This is a genomic window from Guptibacillus sedimenti, assembly GCF_028610665.1.
Classification (GTDB): Bacteria; Bacillota; Bacilli; order Bacillales; family Guptibacillaceae; genus Guptibacillus; species Guptibacillus sedimenti.
The window spans coordinates 288,135-310,511 of sequence record NZ_JAQQWV010000002.1 but is presented as its reverse complement, the minus strand read 5'-3'; the positions used below and the strand labels follow the sequence as shown (position 1 = coordinate 310,511).

At 37.1% G+C, this 22,377-nt stretch carries 24 protein-coding genes and 1 pseudogene; 2 read left to right on the top strand and 23 right to left on the bottom strand.

The window, feature by feature from the left end:
• Positions 1-44: 44 nt before the first annotated feature.
• From PQ578_RS09910 to PQ578_RS09895, 4 genes are all read right to left on the bottom strand, one after another.
• On the bottom strand, positions 45-935 hold the full coding sequence (locus PQ578_RS09910; protein WP_273834023.1) for a GNAT family N-acetyltransferase: 891 nt from the start codon (positions 933-935) through the stop codon (positions 45-47).
• Positions 936-982: 47 nt separating this feature from the next.
• Positions 983-1,921 (bottom strand): phosphotransferase enzyme family protein, encoded by a 939-nt coding sequence (locus tag PQ578_RS09905; RefSeq protein ID WP_273834020.1) that lies wholly within the window; start codon positions 1,919-1,921, stop codon positions 983-985.
• A 90-nt stretch (positions 1,922-2,011) separates the two neighbouring features.
• Positions 2,012-2,629, bottom strand: coding sequence for an HAD family hydrolase (locus PQ578_RS09900; RefSeq protein ID WP_273834018.1), 618 nt, complete (start codon positions 2,627-2,629; stop codon positions 2,012-2,014).
• Positions 2,630-3,029: 400 nt separating this feature from the next.
• Positions 3,030-3,218, bottom strand: coding sequence for a YjzC family protein (locus PQ578_RS09895; protein ID WP_273834016.1), 189 nt, complete (start codon positions 3,216-3,218; stop codon positions 3,030-3,032).
• 216 nt (positions 3,219-3,434) lie between these two features.
• Here PQ578_RS09895 and PQ578_RS09890 point away from each other — a divergent pair, with 216 nt between their 5' ends.
• Positions 3,435-4,460: a hypothetical protein gene (locus tag PQ578_RS09890; RefSeq protein ID WP_273834013.1), complete on the top strand. Its 1,026-nt coding sequence runs from the start codon at positions 3,435-3,437 to the stop codon at positions 4,458-4,460.
• 638 nt (positions 4,461-5,098) lie between these two features.
• On the opposite strand, the gene PQ578_RS09885 is transcribed toward PQ578_RS09890, so the two are convergent.
• The 19 genes and pseudogenes from PQ578_RS09885 to PQ578_RS09795 all read right to left on the bottom strand — a co-directional run bounded on the left by PQ578_RS09885 (position 5,099) and on the right by PQ578_RS09795 (position 18,801).
• Complete coding sequence (locus PQ578_RS09885; protein ID WP_273834010.1) at positions 5,099-5,962, bottom strand: alpha/beta fold hydrolase; 864 nt, start codon at positions 5,960-5,962, stop codon at positions 5,099-5,101.
• A 147-nt stretch (positions 5,963-6,109) separates the two neighbouring features.
• The gene (locus PQ578_RS09880) at positions 6,110-6,568 is read right to left on the bottom strand and encodes a hypothetical protein (protein ID WP_273834007.1); all 459 of its coding nucleotides are present in this window, start codon (positions 6,566-6,568) and stop codon (positions 6,110-6,112) included.
• Between the two features lie 132 nt (positions 6,569-6,700).
• A complete protein-coding gene (locus PQ578_RS09875) occupies positions 6,701-7,249 on the bottom strand; it encodes a GNAT family N-acetyltransferase (RefSeq protein ID WP_273834005.1) in 549 nt (182 codons plus the stop codon).
• A 157-nt stretch (positions 7,250-7,406) separates the two neighbouring features.
• Positions 7,407-7,532 carry a hypothetical protein gene (locus tag PQ578_RS09870; RefSeq protein WP_273834003.1) on the bottom strand — a complete coding sequence of 42 codons (126 nt, stop codon included), beginning with the start codon at positions 7,530-7,532 and terminating at the stop codon, positions 7,407-7,409.
• 52 nt (positions 7,533-7,584) lie between these two features.
• Positions 7,585-8,055 (bottom strand): GNAT family N-acetyltransferase, encoded by a 471-nt coding sequence (locus PQ578_RS09865; RefSeq protein ID WP_273834001.1) that lies wholly within the window; start codon positions 8,053-8,055, stop codon positions 7,585-7,587.
• A 213-nt stretch (positions 8,056-8,268) separates the two neighbouring features.
• Positions 8,269-8,589 (bottom strand): hypothetical protein, encoded by a 321-nt coding sequence (locus tag PQ578_RS09860; protein WP_273833999.1) that lies wholly within the window; start codon positions 8,587-8,589, stop codon positions 8,269-8,271.
• Positions 8,590-8,729: 140 nt separating this feature from the next.
• Positions 8,730-10,181, bottom strand: a complete 1,452-nt coding sequence (locus PQ578_RS09855; RefSeq protein ID WP_273833997.1) for a serine hydrolase domain-containing protein — start codon at positions 10,179-10,181, stop codon at positions 8,730-8,732.
• A gap of 253 nt (positions 10,182-10,434) precedes the next feature.
• A complete protein-coding gene (locus tag PQ578_RS09850; RefSeq protein ID WP_273834960.1) occupies positions 10,435-10,971 on the bottom strand; it encodes a GNAT family N-acetyltransferase in 537 nt (178 codons plus the stop codon).
• Between the two features lie 69 nt (positions 10,972-11,040).
• A pseudogene (locus PQ578_RS09845) lies at positions 11,041-11,465 on the bottom strand (GNAT family N-acetyltransferase).
• Between the two features lie 166 nt (positions 11,466-11,631).
• Positions 11,632-12,153, bottom strand: a complete 522-nt coding sequence (locus PQ578_RS09840; protein ID WP_273833994.1) for a GNAT family N-acetyltransferase — start codon at positions 12,151-12,153, stop codon at positions 11,632-11,634.
• A 147-nt stretch (positions 12,154-12,300) separates the two neighbouring features.
• Positions 12,301-12,855 carry a DJ-1/PfpI family protein gene (locus PQ578_RS09835; protein WP_273833993.1) on the bottom strand — a complete coding sequence of 185 codons (555 nt, stop codon included), beginning with the start codon at positions 12,853-12,855 and terminating at the stop codon, positions 12,301-12,303.
• A 71-nt stretch (positions 12,856-12,926) separates the two neighbouring features.
• Complete coding sequence (locus PQ578_RS09830) at positions 12,927-13,379, bottom strand: GNAT family N-acetyltransferase (RefSeq protein WP_273833989.1); 453 nt, start codon at positions 13,377-13,379, stop codon at positions 12,927-12,929.
• 91 nt (positions 13,380-13,470) lie between these two features.
• Entirely contained in the window at positions 13,471-13,842 is a 372-nt protein-coding gene (locus PQ578_RS09825; RefSeq protein WP_273833985.1) for a nuclear transport factor 2 family protein, read from the bottom strand.
• 190 nt (positions 13,843-14,032) lie between these two features.
• Positions 14,033-14,434, bottom strand: a complete 402-nt coding sequence (locus PQ578_RS09820) for a VOC family protein (protein ID WP_273833982.1) — start codon at positions 14,432-14,434, stop codon at positions 14,033-14,035.
• Between the two features lie 64 nt (positions 14,435-14,498).
• Complete coding sequence (locus PQ578_RS09815; RefSeq protein ID WP_273833981.1) at positions 14,499-15,182, bottom strand: VOC family protein; 684 nt, start codon at positions 15,180-15,182, stop codon at positions 14,499-14,501.
• A 285-nt stretch (positions 15,183-15,467) separates the two neighbouring features.
• Positions 15,468-16,379 carry an ABC transporter substrate-binding protein gene (locus PQ578_RS09810; protein WP_273833979.1) on the bottom strand — a complete coding sequence of 304 codons (912 nt, stop codon included), beginning with the start codon at positions 16,377-16,379 and terminating at the stop codon, positions 15,468-15,470.
• Between the two features lie 17 nt (positions 16,380-16,396).
• Positions 16,397-17,134 carry an ABC transporter permease gene (locus tag PQ578_RS09805; RefSeq protein WP_273833977.1) on the bottom strand — a complete coding sequence of 246 codons (738 nt, stop codon included), beginning with the start codon at positions 17,132-17,134 and terminating at the stop codon, positions 16,397-16,399.
• 4 nt (positions 17,135-17,138) lie between these two features.
• On the bottom strand, positions 17,139-18,131 hold the full coding sequence (locus PQ578_RS09800) for an ABC transporter ATP-binding protein (RefSeq protein ID WP_273833975.1): 993 nt from the start codon (positions 18,129-18,131) through the stop codon (positions 17,139-17,141).
• 16 nt (positions 18,132-18,147) lie between these two features.
• Complete coding sequence (locus PQ578_RS09795; protein ID WP_273833973.1) at positions 18,148-18,801, bottom strand: ABC transporter permease; 654 nt, start codon at positions 18,799-18,801, stop codon at positions 18,148-18,150.
• 534 nt (positions 18,802-19,335) lie between these two features.
• On the opposite strand from PQ578_RS09795, the gene PQ578_RS09790 reads away from it, so the two are divergent.
• On the top strand, positions 19,336-22,368 hold the full coding sequence (locus PQ578_RS09790) for an efflux RND transporter permease subunit (RefSeq protein WP_273833971.1): 3,033 nt from the start codon (positions 19,336-19,338) through the stop codon (positions 22,366-22,368).
• Positions 22,369-22,377 lie beyond the last annotated feature (9 nt).

Genomic DNA, 22,377 nt, shown 5'->3' with positions numbered 1-22,377 from the left:
GTATGGTTATCTTTTTAAAATTGCTAACCCTCACATCAATTAATTCAGTTCTTTGTCAATTTAAAATAATCCATGGTAGAAGTCTCTTTAAAACCGCACGATTGGTATAGATTTAAAGCATTCTTGTTCTTCACTGCCACTTGGAGCATAATTTGTTGGGCTTGTTTTTCTCTTAATTCCTGTACAGCTTTCAGGAGGATGTCTCTGCCATAACCTTTTCCTCGAAATTCAGGGAGAACGCCTAACCCGTAAATGCCACCCACGCCATTCTGAACTTCTATATGAACTTTACCTATAACTGTTTGGTTACATTCAGCCAGTAAAATATCCATTCCATCCTTTGCTGCTTCCTCAGGAAGTGTTGACTCTTCCTCTGAATTCATTTGAAAGTATATCGCATTTTGTCTCGCAATTTCTTTTGCATCTTGATTAAGCGCCTTTCGAAAATGAAGGTTTGTCTTCGCGGCTTCCCTTGCTTCACTTATTAAATGCATCTCATATTCTGAGTTCTCATAGTGGGCTCCCGTACTTTTAATAAACTTAACCCCAGAAGCAGAATTTCGATTACTCAACAAAAGCATCTGTTTCGATTCCCGTTTATTCCACTCATCATGAACAAGTGAGAACAACCGTCTAAAGACGCCCAGACTCCTAAACTCAGGATGAACCATCCCATTTACTTCTAATGCTTCTGAACCAAATTGACAGATGCCTATATAGCCGATCAGTGTGTGATCATCATAAAACATAAACTCGTTGATTTTGTTCTGGTCCATAGTTTCGTTATAAGATTTAGTTAGTTTGTAATCAAGTTCTAGTTTTAACGTTACTTCTTCTTTTTCAAGGCAACATTCTTTTAATCTGAGGATTTCGTTGTAGTCTTCTCGATTTAATGAAGGTGATAGTTTGATAGATGGATGAGTGATTGTTTTCATTCGATTTGATTCTCCTCTTTCTTTGTTTTTTACTCAAATCCTCTGTCTTACCTTGTTAGAAGAGAATGATGTTGTTCAATCCTTAATCTAAAATGGTTCATGATTCTAATCTGATCTTCCGTTAACCTTTCTTTATCCCAATACATATGCATTAAGCTGTATTCAAATACTTCCTTTAGTTTGATAAATAAAGGAAGCTGATCTTCCATTTCAGGCGATAAGTTATTTTCCTCCCGGTAACCTTGGAGGATTGCTTTTGTCATCGCTCGTCCATAGTCCACAATGTTCCCTCCCCCAACATAGGAATATTCCATTGCACTATAAACTGCAGCAGCTAGATCGAAAACATAAAAGTGCTTCTCGCAATCTTGAAAATCAATCATTGTTAAATTTGATTCTTGATCAACTAATAGATTTTCTAAGCACAAATCACCGTGTAATAATCCATAGTTGGAATAGGATTTTGTAAGATTTTTTATTGTTGATAAGACGTCATGTGCCACCTCTCTAATCGTACGTTCTTCTTTGGGAATATACTTCAGAAAGGCGTACTCCTCATTCTCATGCCAGTCGTTAATATTAGTAACGGGGTAGGTTTCTTCAAATTTTTTGGACAAACGGTGCAATCGCCCTATTTGCCGACCTAGCTCATGAAACACATTGGGCTGCCAACGCCCTCTTGGCAAATGGATCCCAGGAGCCGCTTGATAAACGACTGTTAACATTTCCCTGTCTAGCATAATCCTTTCAACTACTTCTCCATTTACTGAAGCGATTGTAGGCGATACACCCAAACCTTCTTGATAGAGGAAATTCGTATAAGTCACTTCATCTACCTGTTCTTCATAGCTTTTATAGTTGGTCACCCTGGCGTAGTAAGTACCTTGTTCCGCCGTACAACGAAACATCTCATCTGTCATAGCATCTACTTTGAGCAAATCCAATGGGTATTTTTCGTTCAGTACTGGAAGTAACTGATCATTCATACAAGACTCCTCCTTTCATCCCTCACTAATTGAATAAATGAAGCGTTTATGATGTACTGAAGACCTTTTCCATTATCATAACAGGTGAGTTCAATAGAATTTTGACAGCTCCGGAAACGATTCAATCACATCATCGTATTCGGATACTTGTCCAAAACCATACTGCGCATAAATGAAAGGAATTTTGGCGTACCTCGCTGCTTTTAAATCTCCTTCCGTATCCCCTACATAGATTGGAGAGGTCAAGTTGTTTCTCTCCATAATCAACTGAATATTTTCGCCTTTTGAAAGGCCTGTTCTCCCGGGGTTTTCAAAGTCTTGAAAGTATTTCTCAAGTTGGTGATACGCATAGAATGATTCAATATATCCATCCTGGCAATTACTGACGATATAGAGGTTGTAGGAGTTTGATAGATTCTGCAAGACGGCCTCTACCTGAGGAAAAAGAGACCCGCCGTGTTTTTGTAAATATCCTTGTTCAACCTCACAACACTCTTTTATGACCTGTTCGCGAACATCTTCAGTTAAATGAGGAAACAGTTTAAGACTGATCTCCTGCATTTGTAATCCCATCGTTCCTTCAAAGTCAGTCCTTGTCAGTTCCCGATTTACTTGAGGATGCTCTTTCAAACGGCTATTCCATGCTAGTAATACAGTATCAATCGGATCCCAAATGGTCCCGTCTAAGTCAAAAATAATGCTATCCACTACGATGATCGCTCCTTAAAAAAGCCTAGTTGTTTCTCATTCTTTCATAACTACAATCATGCTTTCCGTTTTTACTATGTATAGAAGTATAAAATGCCCCATGAAGTGACGCTTACTTCCTTCTTCGTACTTCCCTCATTCTCGAACAGTTCGTTTATGAATTAACGTGATAAGAGGTTTATTAGCTACTGGATAAATGTCGGTCTGTTTTGTATTTGTTACCAACTTTTCTTGAATAAATGACTTTAGTCTCACACTACCAATCGTAACATTTATTTCCACATATGGAGGATTCGTTTATGTTAAATCATTTTGCCTGTTGCACTGACAAATCCAAGCCATCAAGAAAACAAAAAAACCTCTAAGAACGAATGAACATTCTCGGAGGTTCAATGACAATTTAATTTGATTTTTCCCAATACGCCGCATCTTTGTTGGATTGAGATGGAGGAAATGTATCTCCACTGCTTAGTTCAATGTTTTTTTCTTCTTCTGCGTTAGCATTCTCGTTTGATTCGTTTACTAATCCAACAAATTCATACGTTCCATTCTCAGGTGCTTTTTCGCCAGTCTTAAAACGCTGTGCCATCATAAAAAACTCCTTTGTCGGTTATTGTGTTACATGAAGGAATGTACCCCGTAGATCAATATCAAAACTCAAAAAAGCACATTCAGGATTCTTTTACCATATCATTTTTAGTCTCTATTCAGCTGAAAGATATTTTGAAAAATAAATATAAATAACCAAAAATAACTGTTTAGAAACTACTTAGGGGGTATATATGGGTTAAGGAGGCGTAAAAAAATGGAAAAAAAGACAAAACTAGCAGGGGTGTTACTAATTGCTCTTTTAATTGCTGGATGTCAAAGCTCAAAGGATGAGGTAAATTCACAGACTTCTGAGTCTAGTGAAAATGGAAGTATGGAATCGGTAGAAAACGATGGTAGTGCAGAAGACAACGGTGCTAACATGGAACCTTCAGATAAAGCTGGAACTTCTAATGCTGATGAGAACAAAACAGACGTTTATAGCGGGGAGCAAAAGAATCCTAATTATTTTATTGATACTCACTTATTTGATCATGAAAATAATTTTTATACGGCATACACGATACAGCGTGATGAGGAAGAAGAGCAAGCACTTTCACCTGAAAAACGCTTAGAAACGTCACTATTCAATAATGATCCGTCTGAGCAGGATATACTTAGTTCATATACTGATCTAACATTTGAATGGCCTAATCTACTAATCCACTTCAATGAAGATGGAAATGCTTTAGCTGCAACCTCTGCACAAAGCAATTTATTCTTCAAGGCGTTATTTGGAATCAGTGATCTTTATGGAGTGAAAGAAATTACATTTTTAAATCCTAATGGTGAAAAGGGTATGGTATTGGCTGAAAGATCAGTCGATGAATCTGTTGCTGTTAAAGAAGAAAGAGGTTTCACCCGCGGCTACTATACGATTTATGACGAAGAATTAGGGAAAACCTTCTTCTTGCCTGGTGGCGAGTTAGAGGAGCAAGTAGTAAATGAAAACGATGAGCTGCTCTCTTTCAGAGAGACAATAGAAGCCATGAGTTCAGTAGATAATGCCGACGCGTTTTATTCGTCAGCCATTGTGGAAGGGATAGAAATTCTCCACTCATCCATTAAAAATAGTGTTGCTACGGTACAATACAAAATGGATGAAGATATAGTAACAGAAGCAGATCGAGTTGTTTTTGAGAACGCGATTCAATTGGCGGCACTTGACTTTCATGCATGGGAAGTTGAAATAATGAATGATACGTTGAAACAAAGCAAAACGTATCCGTTAATAGGTCAGTAACATGAAGCTAAGAACTTTTCTAATATGAAAAAATTAGCTCAAGATTTATGATTTCATCTTTTAAAGAATGATTATCAAGTTTATCCCTTTCTAACTTAACGCAACCTGCTTAATCGTATAATTTGACTTAATGAGATTCTAAATAAAGTATTCTAGACTCCATCCTGGACACCTCCACAAGCACTGTTCATTATTTAAGACAATCCATTTGAGCCTCGTATGCATAATAGTTCTAAAGAGTTTTTGATAAATGCCAAATTTTAAAAAGTATCCCATATTCTTAAGATAGGTAGCTTGAACCAAGGAGTGTCCCCTAACTCCTTCCCTCTTTATATACTATAAAATGATCCAAGCCCCTACATTTTAAAGTGTGAGGGCTTGCTGTGTCTGTATTATTTCTTGCTGAGAGAGATGATCTATTTTTCGTAAAATTGATATTATACGCGAAGTATATTTTATCAATCCTGTATTGTTACTAAGGATTCTAACTTGCTATTAGATTTCAGATAAAGAAGCCCACCTTATTATATATAAGCTCCGAGATACTGGAATAACCAGATTTTTTTTAGGGGGGACTTGTTATATTGCGCGCTTTTAAGGAATACCAGTTAGCTCTCCACTTTTGAATTGTTAGGATCTTATGAATAACGAGTAAGAAAGTCTACAAGTGTCCCATTTAGGTCTTTCGCTCCCTCACCAAGCCATATCAAATGTCCCCATGAATTAAGTATACATAACTTCGAATCCGAGATTTGTTTATGAGCATAATGTGCATGCTCGAACGGGACTGCCCGGTCATGTTTGCTATGCATGATAAGGGTTGGGGAAGAAATTTCATTTAAATCCTTTGATGTAATTTCCTTTGTTTGTAATAAATCAATTAAAAAGCCAGACCCTGATCGCTGGCGATTATTCATCTTCTGGAGTTCGTCAATATCTTCTTCCAACATTTTGTCTTTTATTTGCTTATATGAAAGCTTGCTAAATGAGGATACCATTTGCTTAAACATAAACTTCGGAAAACAGTTGCTCATGATTGAAGTGAGTTTCCATGTCATTTTTTCTGAAGAAGGATGAAATAAAATCTGGGCCAATTTATATATTTTATCTTTTGGGGTATGCCATTCTTTGGTAACAGCACTTTGTAACGTCAATGTTTTGACTCTCTTCGGGTAATGAGAAGCAAAATAAAGTCCACTTGGTCCCCCAGCCGAAACTGCAAGAACATGAACTTTTTCAATTCCTAAATGATTTAATAGCTTCACATAATAACCGCAGGCTTCGGACAAGCTTTCTCCAATTTTCTTTGAGGTTCTGCCGTATCCAGCCCTTGAAGGTGTAATGATCATGAAACCACTTTTAATAAGTGATTCATATCCAAATTCTTCATTGCAATTGGAGTGTCCTCCGTGCATCACTAATACTTGTTCGCCTTCTTTTCCAGTAATTGAATATTCGATGGTTTGTCCTTCTATTGTATATGTACCTATAATTCTTTCCAATGCCCCCTGACCTCCCAACATGTAATTGTTTAAGTGAAATGTTTATTCTGTTAAATGGTTAAGGTAAACTTTGTTATTCTAGAATTGCTCCGATAATCCAGAAGACTTGGAACCGGGATAAACTCTAGAATTTTCCGTACATTAGTGTTAATTTAGATCAATGTTCCCCACATATTGAACATCTCCCATATCAGAAGAGAGATTCACTTCTAAGATATAGTTACCTTTTGAATCTGGAAATTGAAAACCATTAGATTTATTTACAGGCAATTCAATCTCTTCATTGTTTTGCCAAAGAGATACTTGAAACTCTTCTAATTTAAAATCAGAATGTCCAAATTCTATGTTTCCCTCTGAACCAGCATTGACCTCAATTTGATTCTGTTCGATTCCTAATGATTGAAAGTCAACAACAGTTTTTTTGTATTCCTCATTAGGACCTTCCCAATTCACGGATGCTTCTTTAAGTTCATATGAATCATAGTCGTTTAGATGATGGTACCAAACTGTCATTGTTGGAGGAGTGAAATCGTACTCCTCACCTATACAGGCGGTCAATAAAAAGATACAGCATAAACTTACTATCAAAAATATTGAACGAATCATTATCAATTCCTTTCTCTTTAATGTTCAAGTAACTGCAACTGTGGAGCATAAAGCAAACACTCTTTTAAACTATTGCTCCGAGATTAATTAAGACTCAGTATAGATATCTTCCTTAACACCATTACACTTCTATTATTTGATAAGATCTCTTTTAATAATTGAATACATATATAAATCATCAAATTTACCAAGAGTATATTCATAGTGCCTGAGTAAGCCTTCTTTTGTAAAACCTAGTTTGCTAACCAACTGTTGTGATTGAATATTACCAGGCTCTATCAAAGCCTCTATCCGTTCTAACTGATAGTGATTAAATCCATACCTCATAATAGCTCCTAGCGCTTCAGAAGCTATGCCTTTTCCCCAATAATTTTTACTTAATTCAAATCCAACTTCAGCTCTATAATGTTTGTGTTGCATATTTAAATACCCGCAACTACCTATAACCTTATCTGAGTCTTTTAAAGTAACTCCCCACCTAATACCTGTACCTTCTTTTATTATTGAATGATACCAGTCGATTTCATCCATTACTTCTTGAACACTTTGGGCAGGCGCTAGACCCATGTGTTTTACGACTTCTTCATCGGATAAATAGTGATACATATCCAAAGCATCCTCTGAGGTTACTTCTCTTAAAATTAATCGTTTTGTTTCAATTATAGGATTTTGTTTTTCCATTAATTTTCCTCTCTTTAACATTTTTCTATTTTCTTACATAGCATAGCCCTCCATATATTGAGGAGCCAAAATCTATGTACCGATCTTCAACTTTTGCTCCGAGATAACGGAATAACTTTTTTAATCAACTATTAAAATCGGTCCTCTAAAACCTCACCTAAACTCCACATTCTTTAATATCTTCATAGATCAGATCTTTTTGATGCAATTCATTTAGCAACCTAATAATTGATTTCCTCATATCAATGAGAGTGTCATCAAAGTCTAAGCCTATATGTATCAATTTTTTCCTCCCATATTAGTTATTATCATTATATATATATTGATCATGCCATTTAAGTAAGTGGCTTTGACATATCCATCATATCTTTAAACCCTAGATTTCCATAAATCTTTCTTCCAGTGGAACTTGACCATAACCTTGCTCGGATTGCTCCTTTTTCTTTGAGCCATCCACAAGTTTCATCGACTAATTTATAAGCTAGCCCATTATTCCGATGATTTTCTTTCGTATATACTGCTATCACCCAACCAAAAAGGCTCTGTTCTTCTGCAAGCGGATATGAATACTCTGTCCTAATCAACCCTCCTGAACAAGCAACAATATTATCATTGCTATCGGTGGCAACTCTGAATACTAAATTATCTAATTCAAATTCTTTTAGAAATAAACTCTCAACTTCCTCAAGCCTCTGTACATCTGGCTTTGGAATGCCATCTACATCTCCCATTTCACAGGCCATTTTGTACCATAGGTCAGCCATAATAGGAATTTCTTTATTAGTATTCCATCTTGTTTCATACATTTTATTACCTCCTAATAAACAGGATATATGACTATATTTCTACAAAAATCCATTTTTCTTTCAATTCCAATTATTTCAAAACCTAACCAGTTACTCAACTATTTTTGAAAGAAAAAGGTGTAATTCCTTAATCAGAAATTACACCTAATTGATGAAGATCATTCAATCACTAGTACGTATGATGTTATTGCAGTAACGCTCCGAGATTGTTGATCAAGAGTTTGCTACCTCTTTTATATCCAAGAAGTCTTCCTCCCTGACCATATTTGTATCTGATAACAGAATGGCTTCGAAGGATTTAAATAATTCTTGAATCTCATTTTCCTGATTTATTAGTGCCATCGCCTTCTGATATTCTTTTTCACTTTCATATTTTGCAATTTCCATCCACTTTAATGAATTTTCCTTGCTTTGTAAGTAAGTGGTTTCAACGTCGATGTACTTTCCATAAATTTCTCCAACTTTTTGCTGAATACGGAAATACTCTTCTATACTCTCTTCGTGAATTTGATATTCATATACTTTGACAAACATCGGAACTTCACCCCTCATAGAAAAATTAATTAGAAAGTAATACATCATTCGCTCCGGTTTAACAGCTAAGAGCTAATGTTAATTTTTTTGTAAAGTATTTACTTTATGCAATTTTTCAAGCTTCAGTCTTGTAGATCTTATTACATTATTTTTGTTCTACCTTTCTTTAATGTCCTGACTACTTCTTTTTTAATGGAGATAACTATAGAAGAACAGAGCCCATATGTCACTAATACTCCAATGAGTATCTTAATTAATAATGCAGTATCTGGAGCATAAGCATTAATGGTATGCCATGGTGATTGAAATAATTGAACTAATAAAGGATTCATAAAAACTCCTAGCAAGATGGATAGTCCGGCTACAATGTACCATATTTTCTTAAAAATAAGGTTCTTTTGATAAAGTCGGGAGATATTCCAAATCCCTAACAAGGTTACTACCATAGTGCAAAATAAGGTTATCCATTGCATTTGATAGTTAGGCTCAGGCAAAGAAGATATTTGTTCACTCTCAATAATTTCTCTAATACCTTCTTTCATATTAGTCGTATTCATGACTTCAGAAAAATTATTCTTATTGGTCAGCAACACAAAGGCATAGTCCTTCGTATTGTGTAGGAAGATTTCAGAACGCGAGTCTGGAGTTTCTCCACCATGAAAAATATATTGTTCGTTTTTCTCCTTATTGATTCTCCAGCCTAATCCATAATACAAGTTTTCTTTTCTATACACTTCTGGTTTGGTGTATAGCGTGTTTAAAGGTTCAGATAAAAGGGTGTCACTGTATTGAACGGCTCTTATGAACGCTAACATATCCTCTAATGTCGAAGCCATATAACCGTATGGGGCACCACCATCATCGAACCAAACATTGCTTTCAACTGGTTTACCAAACCAGGATTGAAAACCTGGCTGATATCCCAATTTAATCGCTGATTTATACGAAGCAACCGTATCGGACATACCCAAGTCCTTAAACACTGCCTCTTGCATGTATTCTGCAAAAGGTACTTTAGATTGTTCTTCAATTATTTTTCCTAGTAGTAGATAATTCGCAGCGCTATACTGGTGAAGTTGTCCTGGTTTTGAAACAAGTTTTAGAGGTTCCAGTTCTTTTACAGCTTCTGTAAGGGCATTAGATCCTCTTAAGTTTTTATCAGCTACTTCCATTCCAGATAAGGAGCTAATCCCACTCGTATGTGCCAATAGTTGTTTTACCTTAATAACGTATTGATTGGTCGATTGTCCGTAATCGAATTTGATATATGTATCTATTGGAGCTTCTAACTCTATTTCTCCTTTCTCCACTAACTTAAGAATACCAAGGCTTGTTAATGGTTTACTTATTGATCCTATTGAGAAAAGAGTTTTATTTGTGACAGGCGATCCATCACTCTGCTTACCAAACGACTCTTGATAGACCACTTTTCCATTTTGTACGAGCCCTAAGGACGCACCTGGAATTTGGTACTTCTTCATTGCTTCATTCATATACTCTGTAAGCATATCTTCTTCATGGTTTTGCGCTTGTGCAATATTAGGGATAACTAATATTACTAATAGAAACAACCCAAAAGAGATTCTTATCAAATTATCCACTACCTTTCATTGGTTCGTTAGACGTACTTTCAAACTATTCTTTAATCATACATTTAATTGAATTTTCCAAAAATCATCTTAAGAATTATTTTAAAATAGGTCTTCAGTCTTATAAAGTCTATAGCCTTATGTTCAAGTGATACCAATCATTTAAAATCAAAGTGAATTACTTCACCACTTATTCCACGTCAAAAAGAAGCCTATCTTATTACAGATAAGCTCCGAGATTGTTGAAGATATGGAACTAAAAATTCATAATTAATTCGATGTCAGCGTAATGATCATCCTTATATTCTTTATCTCCATAAAATCCATTAATCTTATTTAACCCAAGTCCAGTCCAAAATCTAAGAGCTGGCCAATTTTTTATGGCTACACTTGCTCGGACTTCTACAAAATTAGACTCTCTTAAAATAGTGAGTAATTCATTAATGACTTCTTTCCCTAGTCCTTGTTTATGATATATTTTGTCGATGTATAGATAGTTAATATAAAATGTTTCAGGCTTCGGATATCCATGATAAGTTGTAAGAATTCCAACAATAGTATCCGTTCCCTTTAGTGTTAACACTTGAATTTTGTAGCGTTCTTTGGTTCCATTAGGAGGTAAGTCGCCTTCAGTAAAACAGCGATAAGCATAATTATGATCTATACTACCGCCGTCCCATTGATGTATGTAACTCCCTTGTTCATATATCTTTTGAACAATTTGTATTTCACTTTCTTTAAGATCTTGAATTGTTAGTCTTGGAGTCTCCCACACGTTTGGAATTAATTTCATCAACACTCTTAAACTCCCTCCCGTCTTCTTAATATTTTTTTCAACGTCTATGATTCAATAATACAAGATCTAGTAAGTTGATTTAAAAAATATCATCTCTGGAGATCCCCTTCGTCCAAATTCTCTATTTTACCACTTTGAATAAATCCGTTCGCTTCAAATACTTTCTGCATCCTAACGTTAGAGCAATTAGTAGAAGAAAATACTTTTGCAGTAAGAGAATGGTTAATCATATATCCCAGCAGCAAACTTGCATAACCTTTCCGTCTTTTTGATGGGGCTACCATAATAAGAGATATAAATGAACAGTCAAAAAAATTAGTATCATACGTTAAAAACCCTACGATATTCTTCGCCTCCTTAACAACGATACAGCATTCCCTCTCAATGGTATCTTTAATAAACTTCCGTCTGCTTGTGTTTCCAATTACTTCACTGTCAACGTGTACGATTTCATCTAAGTCTGTAATATTGGCTTTTGAAACGTTATACATCATACTTCTCCTTTTTTAATTTTAGTTTCTCTTATTCCGTCTTCCTACAATAGAATTGTATTTAAAGCGCTTACTCTTTATTAAGATAATCCTTCTTTTTACATGAAAACTATAACTTAAGATTTATCCAATGGATTCAATTAATACAAAAGACAAAACTGTAAAACTAAAAATGGTTTTTCCACTCTTCTTCTAAAATTCCGTAAGAATATTCATCCCACCAACCATCCCCATGCGGAATGCATTTTTTAAAATACCCTTCTCTTCTCATACCGATTTTTTCCATAACACGATAAGAAGGAACATTTTCTGGTTGGCAAGTGGCTACAATCCTATGTAACTCTAACTCTTCAAATCCATATTTTAATAATGCTAGGGCAGCTTCCGAAGCATAACCTTTATTATAATAATCCGGATTGAAAACCCATCCTATTTCATAAGAATGTTCACCAAAATATTTAAAAAACTCAATATGACCTATTAGTGTCTTCTTGCCTGCAAGTATCACAGGAAATTTATTAGCTGATTCTCCAATGTTTTCTCTTATAAACTTCTTAGTTTCTTCTTTTGTTAATACACCTTCCGGCATATATTCCATAACAGTTTTTTGGGAAGTATATGTATATACTTCTTCCCAATCTTCTAATTCAAAACCACGAATTATTAATCTTTCTGTTCTTATGTTCATATAGCTCTCCCACAAAATAATATATATCTTAAATTTAACTTAGTTTTGAAACTAATGGTATAAAGTGCTTAACCAAGATTCAGTAATCGCTCCGAGATTGTTGAACTTACATTCTAGTTACGCTTGTGACGTTGACATAAAAATACTTTAGCTGTTTGAAAAGAACCAATCTTTTTCATATTTAAGATTTAGCTGATCTCCAACTCCAAATGCAAACTCTATAAATGCTGATCCTTTCGCTGTAATAAGATAATCATCCACAACAACTGGTGAGTTTACATAGTTCTCATTGTTAAATGTACCAAAGAAATTCCTTTGTTCAGTAGTTAATCCTGTAGTATAACGCTTCTTCTCTAGCACACCACTTGCTGATAATAAATAAGGAGCACTAGAAATTGCAGCAATTATTCGATTTCGATCATCAATTTTATGTAAAAAGGAAGACAACTTATGATCGTCAACAAGATGCTCAAAATCATCAACTCCAGGAAGCACAACACTATCTAAAAGATTAATATCAAACTCATTTATTGTAGATTCTGGTATACAAGGTAAGCCAGCTTCTCCTTTTATAGGATGACTATTTAAACCTAGAAATATAGTTTGTTTTCCACCTTGTTTCAATACCGATAATAGTACAGAAAGCTCATATTCACTGAATCTAGGGTAAATCAGTATGCCTGTATAAAGGGATTCTGTCATTTTTGCACTTCCTCCTCAATCATCGCTCCGATATTCTTGAAAAACAAATCAAAAACTTTTATTTGATTACCTTAGTTAGTACATTCATATATTCTCGAATGACTTCCCCAAGGATGATACCCTTCACCTATATATGAAAATCCATATTTCTCATAGTATCCAATGTGATCAGTACAAAGAAAAATTTTATTGTATCCTATTTTCTTTGCATCAGCTTGTGCACGTAAAAGCAGTTCTTTCCCTAGATCATTACCACGATGATTTTCTTCAATGTAAATAGCGCATACCCACGGCAATAAATCCATTCGGCTTATAAAATCATTCGTGATTAGACCTGCGCACCCAATGATTTCGTCTGATTCCAGCATTAAATACCAAATAGGAAGAGGACTATCTGTTTTTATACTGTAGGTAATACTGTCCTCATATACTTTCATGCTGTTTTCATTTGCCCACTTATTCTGAAAATACTTTATCGCTGCTTCTTTATACTTTGGGTTTTCTCTTACATTAATAATTTGCATAGTGACTTCACCTAGCTACCCTCTATATTTAAAGTCTTTATTAAAGAATTGCTCCGAGATTGTAGAATAAGAAATTACTATTAAAATATAATTATTTATTAACGTCTTCAACACGTAAGTTTGTGACTGTGCCCTGGTGAAAATAAAGTTGCCATCTTTCATCTATATACTTCCATATTGAACTTCTTAGGGTATTACGATTGTTTGTTTTATTATTAACAAAATAAGTTGTTAAAACTGCAAAAGGACCTAATGGATGAACTTCAAAATCATATAATGACAATTCATCCAATGCCAAACTACTATCAATACAATCCTTTTTATATATCTTATTTCCTGAGGCTCCAATTTCAAAAAATTCATCAGCAAGGATCTTATCTAATTCTTCTGCTGAACTACGAATCTCATGATTTAAATGACTACCTTCTAACTTTTTTATAAGTTCTTTAAGATTGGTACCCACCATTTCACTCCTTAACTAAAATCATTGATATAATAGCCTCTCTCATCATTTAATTTAGAGTTGCCATAAATAAAAAGAGCGAGCACAAAATATTCAAAACTCTGTTCTTAACTACTTAGAGCGCTTACTTTTTATTTAGCAAACGCTCCGAGATTGTTGAAGAATTATATTCAAGATTACTTCAAATATTTCAAGGAGATGATGCTACAAATTCTACTTTAATTCTATCTGGGTCTTCAAAGTAAACAGCATAGTGATGATTACCGCCTGCAAAAGGATGCTGGTTTTCATATAGAATATTTATACCTCTCTCTTTCAGGTTATTAGCCATTTCGTCTACTCTATTACGTGATGAAGCGTGAAATGCTAGGTGATTCAAACCAGCTCTACATCTGTGATAAGGTATATCTAAAAATTTTTCTTCTGTTTGAACAAACACTAAGTAAGTTTCATCTAGCTTCCAACTTTGTCCTTTATCCCATTTTTGAAAAGGTTCATACCCTAACTCCTTTAAGAACCAGCTCCAGAATGAAGTTGATCTTTCCAGATTAGATACATAGATTTCAACGTGGTGAAGTAACCCCTCAGACATTAGATCCTCCTTCTTATTATTAAATGATTGCTCCGATTATGCGAAAAATTTATGAATAGTAATCTCAAAACTTTGAACTTATTACTACCTCTTTGGTGTCACTCACTTCTATTTCAACATTATTACTTAGCTTAATATAAATAGGATGAACAGAAGAGATTCTATCTGAAAAGATCCATCTCCTACCTGGTTTATTTAACAGAAGGAAAATCCCGTTAGACTTGTCCCCCATAAAATTAAGCGAACTATCACTTAGTTCACAGTTATCACGCTCTTTAATTCCTATATCAATCAACTTTTTACCAATTTTAATAGGTTCCTCCACGGTAAGACTTATTTCACTTATATTTTGAATGCTATGTTGTGAAAAGGGGCCAACCTCAGCTCTTGAAATTGAATGTCTGGAGATAAACTCAACTATATTTCCGACAGGATCATAAAAGTAAATTGATTTGGCAGGCAGATATGAAAAATCTACTTCATCATTTCCATCCTCATAATTTAATTTAACTATACTTTTAACCCAAGCTTTAGCTTCCTTAAACTTGTTTGAAGGAATGTTAAAAGCAAAATGATAGAAAGGTTCTCCTTCTACGTCCCTTGATGTAAATGTAAGTTGACTAGAACCAACTGCAATTTGAAAATCTTCTTTGTTATTCTTTATCAAAGATAAACCAAGAGTTTCTGTATAAAACTCTTTCATTTTTTCAAGATCATTAGTTCTTAAAATAACCTCACTAATTTCCAAAGCTATTCCCCTCCCAAAAGCATCTATGTCTTGTCATCAATAATACAATCATTGATGTTAAAACACTACTTACGATAGAAGGAGATTATATACAACTTTTGATTGAGATTATATATATTATCTCGAATTAAAATCTTCAACAAAACTGCCCAATTATAGAAGATACTCCTCCTCCTACAACACCATAAAAAGTAAATCCAATTTCATCAAATATAGATAAACACTATAATAAATCTTCATACAAAAATGCCCTGCACTAAGTCACAGGACATTTCAAAATGAAATTTATTCTTCTAACAATCCATTTTCCACAAGCCAATCATGCGCAACAACAGAAACACTGTTCCCTTCAATATCAACTTTATAATTCAGTTCACGCATAATATCGCTGTTTAGTTTTTCACCTAAACGTGCTGTGATTTCTTCCACTTCTGGATACTTTTCATAGACGTCTTCGTTAATACTTACCGCTGCCCGATAGGGTGGAAAGAACGTTTTATCATCTTTTAGTGTCACGAGATCATACTCGACGATCGTTGCATCTGTTTCAAATGCGACTGAGACATCGACTTGTTCGTTATCTAATGACCGCTGTGTTAAGCCAAGATCCATCAGCTTGATTTGACTTGAATCGAATTCAAATCCGTATGTTTCTTCTACGCCTGGTAATCCGTCAGGACGGTTAGCAAATTCAGCGTCTGAGGCCATTGTGAGTTCGCCTGGATTTTCATTTACATAAGCTGCTAGATCACTAATCGATTCAATGCCTAATTCATTCGCCTGCTCTTTTCTCATTGCAAGCGCATAGGTGTTGTTCACATTCGACATGTTCATCCAGTGGATGTCATTATTTTTAGCATCTAATTCTTTCACTTTTTCAAATGCTTCCTTAGGATCTGCAATGGGCTCTTCGCCCATATATGTAATAAGGGCTGTGCCCGTATATTCCCACATCATATCTACCTGGCTGTTTTCGAGCGCTTTCCGCACGACCGTACTTCCAAGGTTATTCATCTGCTTAACATTAAACCCTTCATCCTTTAATAGAAAAGCGGTCATTTCTGAAAGCAAGTATTGTTCCGTAAAGTTCTTCCCTCCAACGGATATCTGTTTGCCCCCAATCCCTACACTTGAACACGAAGCAAGCATCGAAAGGATCAGCACAATTCCGATGATACGAAATACCTTTCTTTTCATGCAAACACCTCCCACCTTTACGTTTCTTGTGGCGGCTTTGAGCCTTTTGGTACGATTTTACGCTCAAGCAACCGAAGCAAATAATCTACAAAAATCGCTAATAATGTGACTGGAATGGCGCCTGAAATTAGATAACCATTATCAAATAACTGAATGCCTGTGAAAATCCATACGCCAAGTCCGCCTCCGCCAACAACATAGGCGAGTGCTGCTGTACCGATATTTAATACGACAGCCGTACGAATTCCCGCAAGAATTGAGTAAGACGCATTTGGTAACTCAATGCGAAATAGAATTTGAATCGGCTTCATCCCCATCCCTCTCGCTGCATCGATCAAATTCTCATCAATCGAATCAATGCCTGCCACTGTATTTCGATACATCGGAAGGAGCGAATAAATAAACAGAGCGAATACTGCTGTTTTGAACCCAATACCTAAAATACTAATCATTAAAGCCAGAACGGCAAGACTTGGGATGGTTTGTCCAAGGTTCACCGTATTCGAGACAATCCACTCTGCACGTCGAAAACTTCTACGCGTCACAAGAATACCGACTGGTAATGCGACAACGACGGCTAAGAGTGAAGATACAAGCACCAATTGCATGTGCTGTTTCAATAAGTAGAGAAATGTACTTGATTGACTAAAAATATAGTTAAAATAGCTGTTGCTGATGGCCCAAATAAAGAACACCGCGACAATTCCATAGACGAAAAAGCTCACCACACGGCTCATCACTTTTTTCTTATTCATTTCATCACCCTTTCTGCACCAGGGTAGGCTTTGCCTTAATTTCAAAGTGAAGATACTTTTGAACAAGATCAATCGTAATAGCACCTAACTTATTTCCGTCATTATCGATCACGATCACCTGATCAGCTTCTTGATTCAGAAGCATTGATAACGTATTACGCAAATCGTGATTTACATTAATCGTGATTGTGTCCTCAATCGTTTCATCGATATTTGCAAGACCAATCACTTCTTGCAGATCTTGAATTCGATGTAGACTTAAGCTCTTAATGGCCCTGTCCTTTCCAAAAAATTCACGAACGAATTCATTTTTAGGACGTACGAGCATCTCAGAGGGAGTATCGTATTGCATCACTTCTCCACCACGTAAAAGAACGATTTTATCTGCCATTTTAATCGCTTCATCAATGTCATGACTAACGAATAGAATCGTTTTCTTCACTTCGCGTTGGATTTGAAGAAATTCATCTTGAATTTTTTCACGAATGATAGGATCGAGTGCGCCAAAAGGTTCATCCATCAACATAACCGGCGGATCTGCGGCTAATGCACGAATGACACCAATTCGCTGCTGCTGTCCTCCAGAAAGCTCATGCGGATAACGCTTGCCAAATTTCTCACCACTCAACCCGATCATTTCCATTAGTTTGTTAAATCGCTCTCGCTTCTCTTTCTTCTTCCAACCTAGTAGATCCGGGACAATCATCACGTTCTCTTCAATCGTCATATTTGGAAAAAGCCCATTGCTTTGAATGACATATCCAATTTTCCGTCTTAATGCGATTTGATCTAAGGACATCGAATCTTCACCATCAATCGTGATTTTCCCATCTGAAATCGTTTCCAGACGGTTCACCATACGAAGCAACGTGGTTTTCCCGCACCCAGATGGGCCGAGCAGCACGACAATGTTGCCTTTTTCAACAGTGAAGTCCACTCCATCTACGGCAGTTACGCCACCTTCATATGTCTTTGTTGTTTTATCAAATGTAATCATTTCTTCACCTCACTCCTTAGTTCGCAATGCTTTTTGGTGTGTAGCGTTTTTGAATAAATAGCAAAATCCCATCTGCAATCATTGCTAGTATAGCAACAGCGATTGAGCCGCTGATGATTAAGTAATTATCGCCGCGTGAAATGCCTTGTGTAATCAGTACGCCTAAGCCGCCCGCGCCAATATAGGCTGCGATGACACCGATCCCAATATTAAGGACAACGGCCGTACGAATACCTGCCATAATAATGGGAAAAGCGTTTGGAATCTCAACACGCAATAGACGCTGACTCGTTTTCATCCCTAACCCCTTCGCAGCATCTCTCATTTCCGGATTAACGTTTCGAATTGCCGTATATGTATTTCGGATAATCGGGAGCTGCGAGTATAATACTAGCGCTACGAAAGCTGGGACAAACCCAATCCCCTGATTGACAATGGAAAAGACAGGGATCATCACCCCAAATAGGGCAATACTTGGAATCGTTAGCATGACAGAAGCAATCTGCAGAACGGTTTCAGCAAGATAGTCATTTGTTGTTAAATAGATGCCAAGTGGAACACCAATGATTAGCGCAACAATAATCGCTAAGCCTACTAATATTGTGTGCTCAATCGCTAAATCAAAAATACGAGGAGCATTCACCTCGAGAAATTTCATCCATTTGTCCAATACGATAGCCTCCTTCACTTTTATTTCCTATCATCCCCTCGAATCAGAGTTATACTACAAATTCGAAATAGAAAGACAGCGAGTTCATCTCTTTTTCACCTTGTCTCCAGACCAGGACTATCTTTTATTACCCTATTACTAAAGTACTAATCCCATTTTTCTGCAAATTACCAATTTTCTGCGTGAGAAGACCTCACATTTTCATAAAGTAGTAGCGGAAAATGTAGGATATAGGCAAGATTTCAATTATATTAGCCAAATTTCAGATATATTGGCCGAAATGAGATTTTATTGTCCATATTTCATTTTTATTGGCCAAAACGCCAAAAGTCGTTTCCGCAACAAGCATATGTGCAGGATCTCAAGCGTACAATGACATTTGTAGTACGGCCTCCACTATCTACGTCTAGAGACCTAGATAAAGTTTGGACCGGGGACCGCTGTGGCTCACTCGTAATTGCAGTAAATTTAAAAAGAACGAGGACGGAAGTTTGATACCGCACTTACTATTTTAAGGAAACCGGGGGAAACTGTATGCCATCATTAACAAATTGGGCTTTTCGAAACAAAGCAGCGATGACATTGTTTGTTATCATTACGTTATTAGTCGGGACGGTTAGCTATTTTCTTTTGCCAATGGAGTTTTTACCTGAAGCGGATAATCCACAAGTAACAGTCGTGACACTAGGTCAGGGGTATGATGCAGGATCGATGACAACATCGGTCACAGAGCCCGTCGAACAGGCGGTGGCGTCGATTAGTGGAAAAACCTCCATACTTTCAACAACTGGCGAAGGCTTTTCACAAATCGTGATCAACTTTGACTCCAAAACAAATATGAAAGAAGCGAAGAACAATGTGCAAGATGCCATTAGCGCGCTCTCGTTACCTGAAGGCATCGGAAAACCACAGGTGTCGCAGCTCAATACAACGATGATCCCTGTTGGTCAAGTGTCGCTTACGTTTGACGATGGGTTAACGAAAACGAACATCGAAAAGGTGAACGATGAGTTTAAACCGCTTTTTGAAAATGAAGAAAGCTTGTCTGCTGCAAGCATCGTCGGGGAAAGCGGATCTCGCATTCAAATCAATTTAGATCAGGAAAAGTTGAAAGAGCTACAACTACCAGTGAATGCAGTTATGGGCGTTCTGCAAGGACAAAACGTATCAGCCACTGCTGGAAACAGTACAATAGATGGACAAAAAAGCACGATTAACGTTACCGATAACCTGACGTCGATTAAGGCGCTGGAAAATTTACCGATCCCGCTTCAAATTCCGGATGCGCCTTCTGTTTCTTTGAAAGAGATCGCATCGGTTGAGCAAGTAAAATCGGAAGATATGATTGCGCGTGTTGACGGGAAAGAAGCTGTTGCAGTTGTGCTTTTTAAAGAAAGCGATGCAAGTGCTGTAACAGCTGGAAATGAAGTCGAAGAAACGGTAAAAAAAATCAACAAAGACTACCCGGAAGTTGAAGCAACAACGCTTTTCACAACTGGTGACATGGTAAAAAATTCGGTAACGAGCATGGCTCGTGAAGTTGGACTTGGTGCTTTATTTGCCACACTTGTGATTTTATTATTTCTGAGGAAATTTAAACCGACGCTCATTACGGCGCTTTCCATTCCACTTTCACTCGCCATTACGCTCCTTCTTCTCTGGATTTCTGGCGTAACATTGAATATTCTTACGCTTGGTGGGGTGGCAGTGGCCGTCGGACGCCTTGTTGATGATAGTATTGTTGTCGTTGAGAACATTTTCAGGCGAAGTCAAAATGAGAAGCTATCTAAAACGATGGTGCTTGATGCCACAAAGGAAGTATCGAGAGCGATTACGTCTTCAACGCTCATTACGGTTGCCGTTTTCTTGCCAATGGGGCTAGTGAATGGTTCCCTTAGAGCTTTCCTTTTACCTTTTGGCTTAACCGTCACTTATTCTCTACTCGCTTCCCTTATTGTTGCGCTTACCGTCGTTCCACTTCTAAGTCGAGCGATGCTAAAGAACACCACTTTACCAGCACATAAAACGCCGGACCGCTATTTAAATGTATTGCGATGGTCGCTTAATCATAAATTCGTTCCGATCTTATTAGCGATACTCGTATTTGGTGGTTCGATCGCACTTTACATGACGATGCCAAAAGCAGCAACCGGTGCAAACGATGCTTCAATGGTATCCGTTAGTATGGAATTCCCAAGCGCAACGCCTGAAGAAACAAAGCAAGAACGGATGGTGGATTTTGAACAGACATTAGCTGACTTTGATGGCTATGAGCATATGGTTACCCAATATGGATCGAGCGAAGAAGATGCCCAGTATGGTCAGGTGAGCGATCCAGATACAGTGAATTATCTCTTCATTATGAAAGAAGACGCTGACGCAGAGAAATTCATTGACCAGGTGAACGAAGCGAAAAAGAATGAAAAGAACGTGACGATTGAAGCGAGCCCGTCTTCGATGTTTGGTGGCTCCTCGAATTCTTCTATCACATACGATGTAATCGGAAACAATACAACCGATATTCTAACTGCTTCTGATCAGATCATGAATGAAATGAAAGAAGTTGATGGGGTTCAAAAAGTCTCAAGCAATCAGGATAAAACGTCGCCCGTGTATACGGTTAAAGTCAATACAGAAAAAGCCAATGCCGAGCAAACGGCCATGCAGATTCGAAGCTTGCTGAATCCACAGCCAATTGGTGCAATCGATCTTAACGAGCAACAAACACCAGTGTTTTTAAATGCTGGAATCAAAACAGATTCACTTTCTGAGTTAAACGATTTAACACTCGCAACGTCAAACGGCGTTGTTCCATTGTCTCAAGTTGCATCCATCACCACAGAAGAGAAACCGAGCACGGTGCTTCATAAAGACGGTGATTTGTATGCACGGATTACAGCCGAAGTGACGCCAGAGGAGCTTTCAGTTATTGCGCAAAATATCGATCAAAATGTAAATGAACTTGATTTACCGAATGGCGTTACACTTGCTACTGGAGGCGCCTCGCAGCAACAGGCAGATGATTTTAAAGATCTTGGCATGACCATGCTCGCGTCCATTCTTATTGTGTATCTCATTATGGTGCTAACCTTTAAAACTTTGCGAGCACCACTTGCGATTCTAATGACGCTCCCGCTAGCATCCATTGGCGCCGTTCTTGGTCTACTAATTTCGGGAGTGCCAGCTGATGCGACCGCACTGATCGGAGCGTTGATGCTAATTGGTATCGTGGTTACAAACGCGATTGTGTTAATCGATCGCGTGAAACAAAATGAAGAAACGATGATCATTCGCGATGCGATTATGGAAGCCTGCAGTACGCGTCTTCGTCCGGTTATCATGACAGCGATCGCCACCATTTGTGCCATGCTTCCACTCCTATTCGGTCATGCAGAAGATGGCAGTCTCGTATCAAAGTCACTTGCCGTTGTCGTCATTGGTGGTCTTTCTGGAGCAACGGTGCTAACACTCGTCATCGTACCTGTCTTTTATGAACTGCTCTATTTCCGAAAAGCAAAACGAGAGCGCAAACAGGAAGTCGTGACAGAACAAAGTGTCGCAAACTAAAAAAAGGCA

Bases quoted from the DNA above. Each gene is read 5' to 3' on its own strand.
- PQ578_RS09905 (WP_273834020.1), bottom strand. From the start codon at position 1,921: ATGAATGATCAGTTACTTCCAGTACTGAACGAAAAATACCCATTGGAT.
- PQ578_RS09810 (WP_273833979.1), bottom strand. From the start codon at position 16,379: ATGAAAAGAAAGGTATTTCGTATCATCGGAATTGTGCTGATCCTTTCG.
- PQ578_RS09835 (WP_273833993.1), bottom strand. From the start codon at position 12,855: ATGACAGAATCCCTTTATACAGGCATACTGATTTACCCTAGATTCAGT.
- PQ578_RS09875 (WP_273834005.1), bottom strand. From the start codon at position 7,249: ATGGAAAAACAAAATCCTATAATTGAAACAAAACGATTAATTTTAAGA.
- PQ578_RS09850 (WP_273834960.1), bottom strand. From the start codon at position 10,971: ATGAAATTAATTCCAAACGTGTGGGAGACTCCAAGACTAACAATTCAA.
- PQ578_RS09820 (WP_273833982.1), bottom strand. From the start codon at position 14,434: ATGTCTGAGGGGTTACTTCACCACGTTGAAATCTATGTATCTAATCTG.
- PQ578_RS09865 (WP_273834001.1), bottom strand. From the start codon at position 8,055: ATGTATGAAACAAGATGGAATACTAATAAAGAAATTCCTATTATGGCT.
- PQ578_RS09895 (WP_273834016.1), bottom strand. From the start codon at position 3,218: ATGGCACAGCGTTTTAAGACTGGCGAAAAAGCACCTGAGAATGGAACG.
- PQ578_RS09840 (WP_273833994.1), bottom strand. From the start codon at position 12,153: ATGAACATAAGAACAGAAAGATTAATAATTCGTGGTTTTGAATTAGAA.
- PQ578_RS09910 (WP_273834023.1), bottom strand. From the start codon at position 935: ATGAAAACAATCACTCATCCATCTATCAAACTATCACCTTCATTAAAT.
- PQ578_RS09860 (WP_273833999.1), bottom strand. From the start codon at position 8,589: ATGTTTGTCAAAGTATATGAATATCAAATTCACGAAGAGAGTATAGAA.
- PQ578_RS09805 (WP_273833977.1), bottom strand. From the start codon at position 17,134: ATGAATAAGAAAAAAGTGATGAGCCGTGTGGTGAGCTTTTTCGTCTAT.
- PQ578_RS09800 (WP_273833975.1), bottom strand. From the start codon at position 18,131: ATGATTACATTTGATAAAACAACAAAGACATATGAAGGTGGCGTAACT.
- PQ578_RS09790 (WP_273833971.1), top strand. From the start codon at position 19,336: ATGCCATCATTAACAAATTGGGCTTTTCGAAACAAAGCAGCGATGACA.
- PQ578_RS09880 (WP_273834007.1), bottom strand. From the start codon at position 6,568: ATGATTCGTTCAATATTTTTGATAGTAAGTTTATGCTGTATCTTTTTA.
- PQ578_RS09830 (WP_273833989.1), bottom strand. From the start codon at position 13,379: ATGCAAATTATTAATGTAAGAGAAAACCCAAAGTATAAAGAAGCAGCG.
- PQ578_RS09890 (WP_273834013.1), top strand. From the start codon at position 3,435: ATGGAAAAAAAGACAAAACTAGCAGGGGTGTTACTAATTGCTCTTTTA.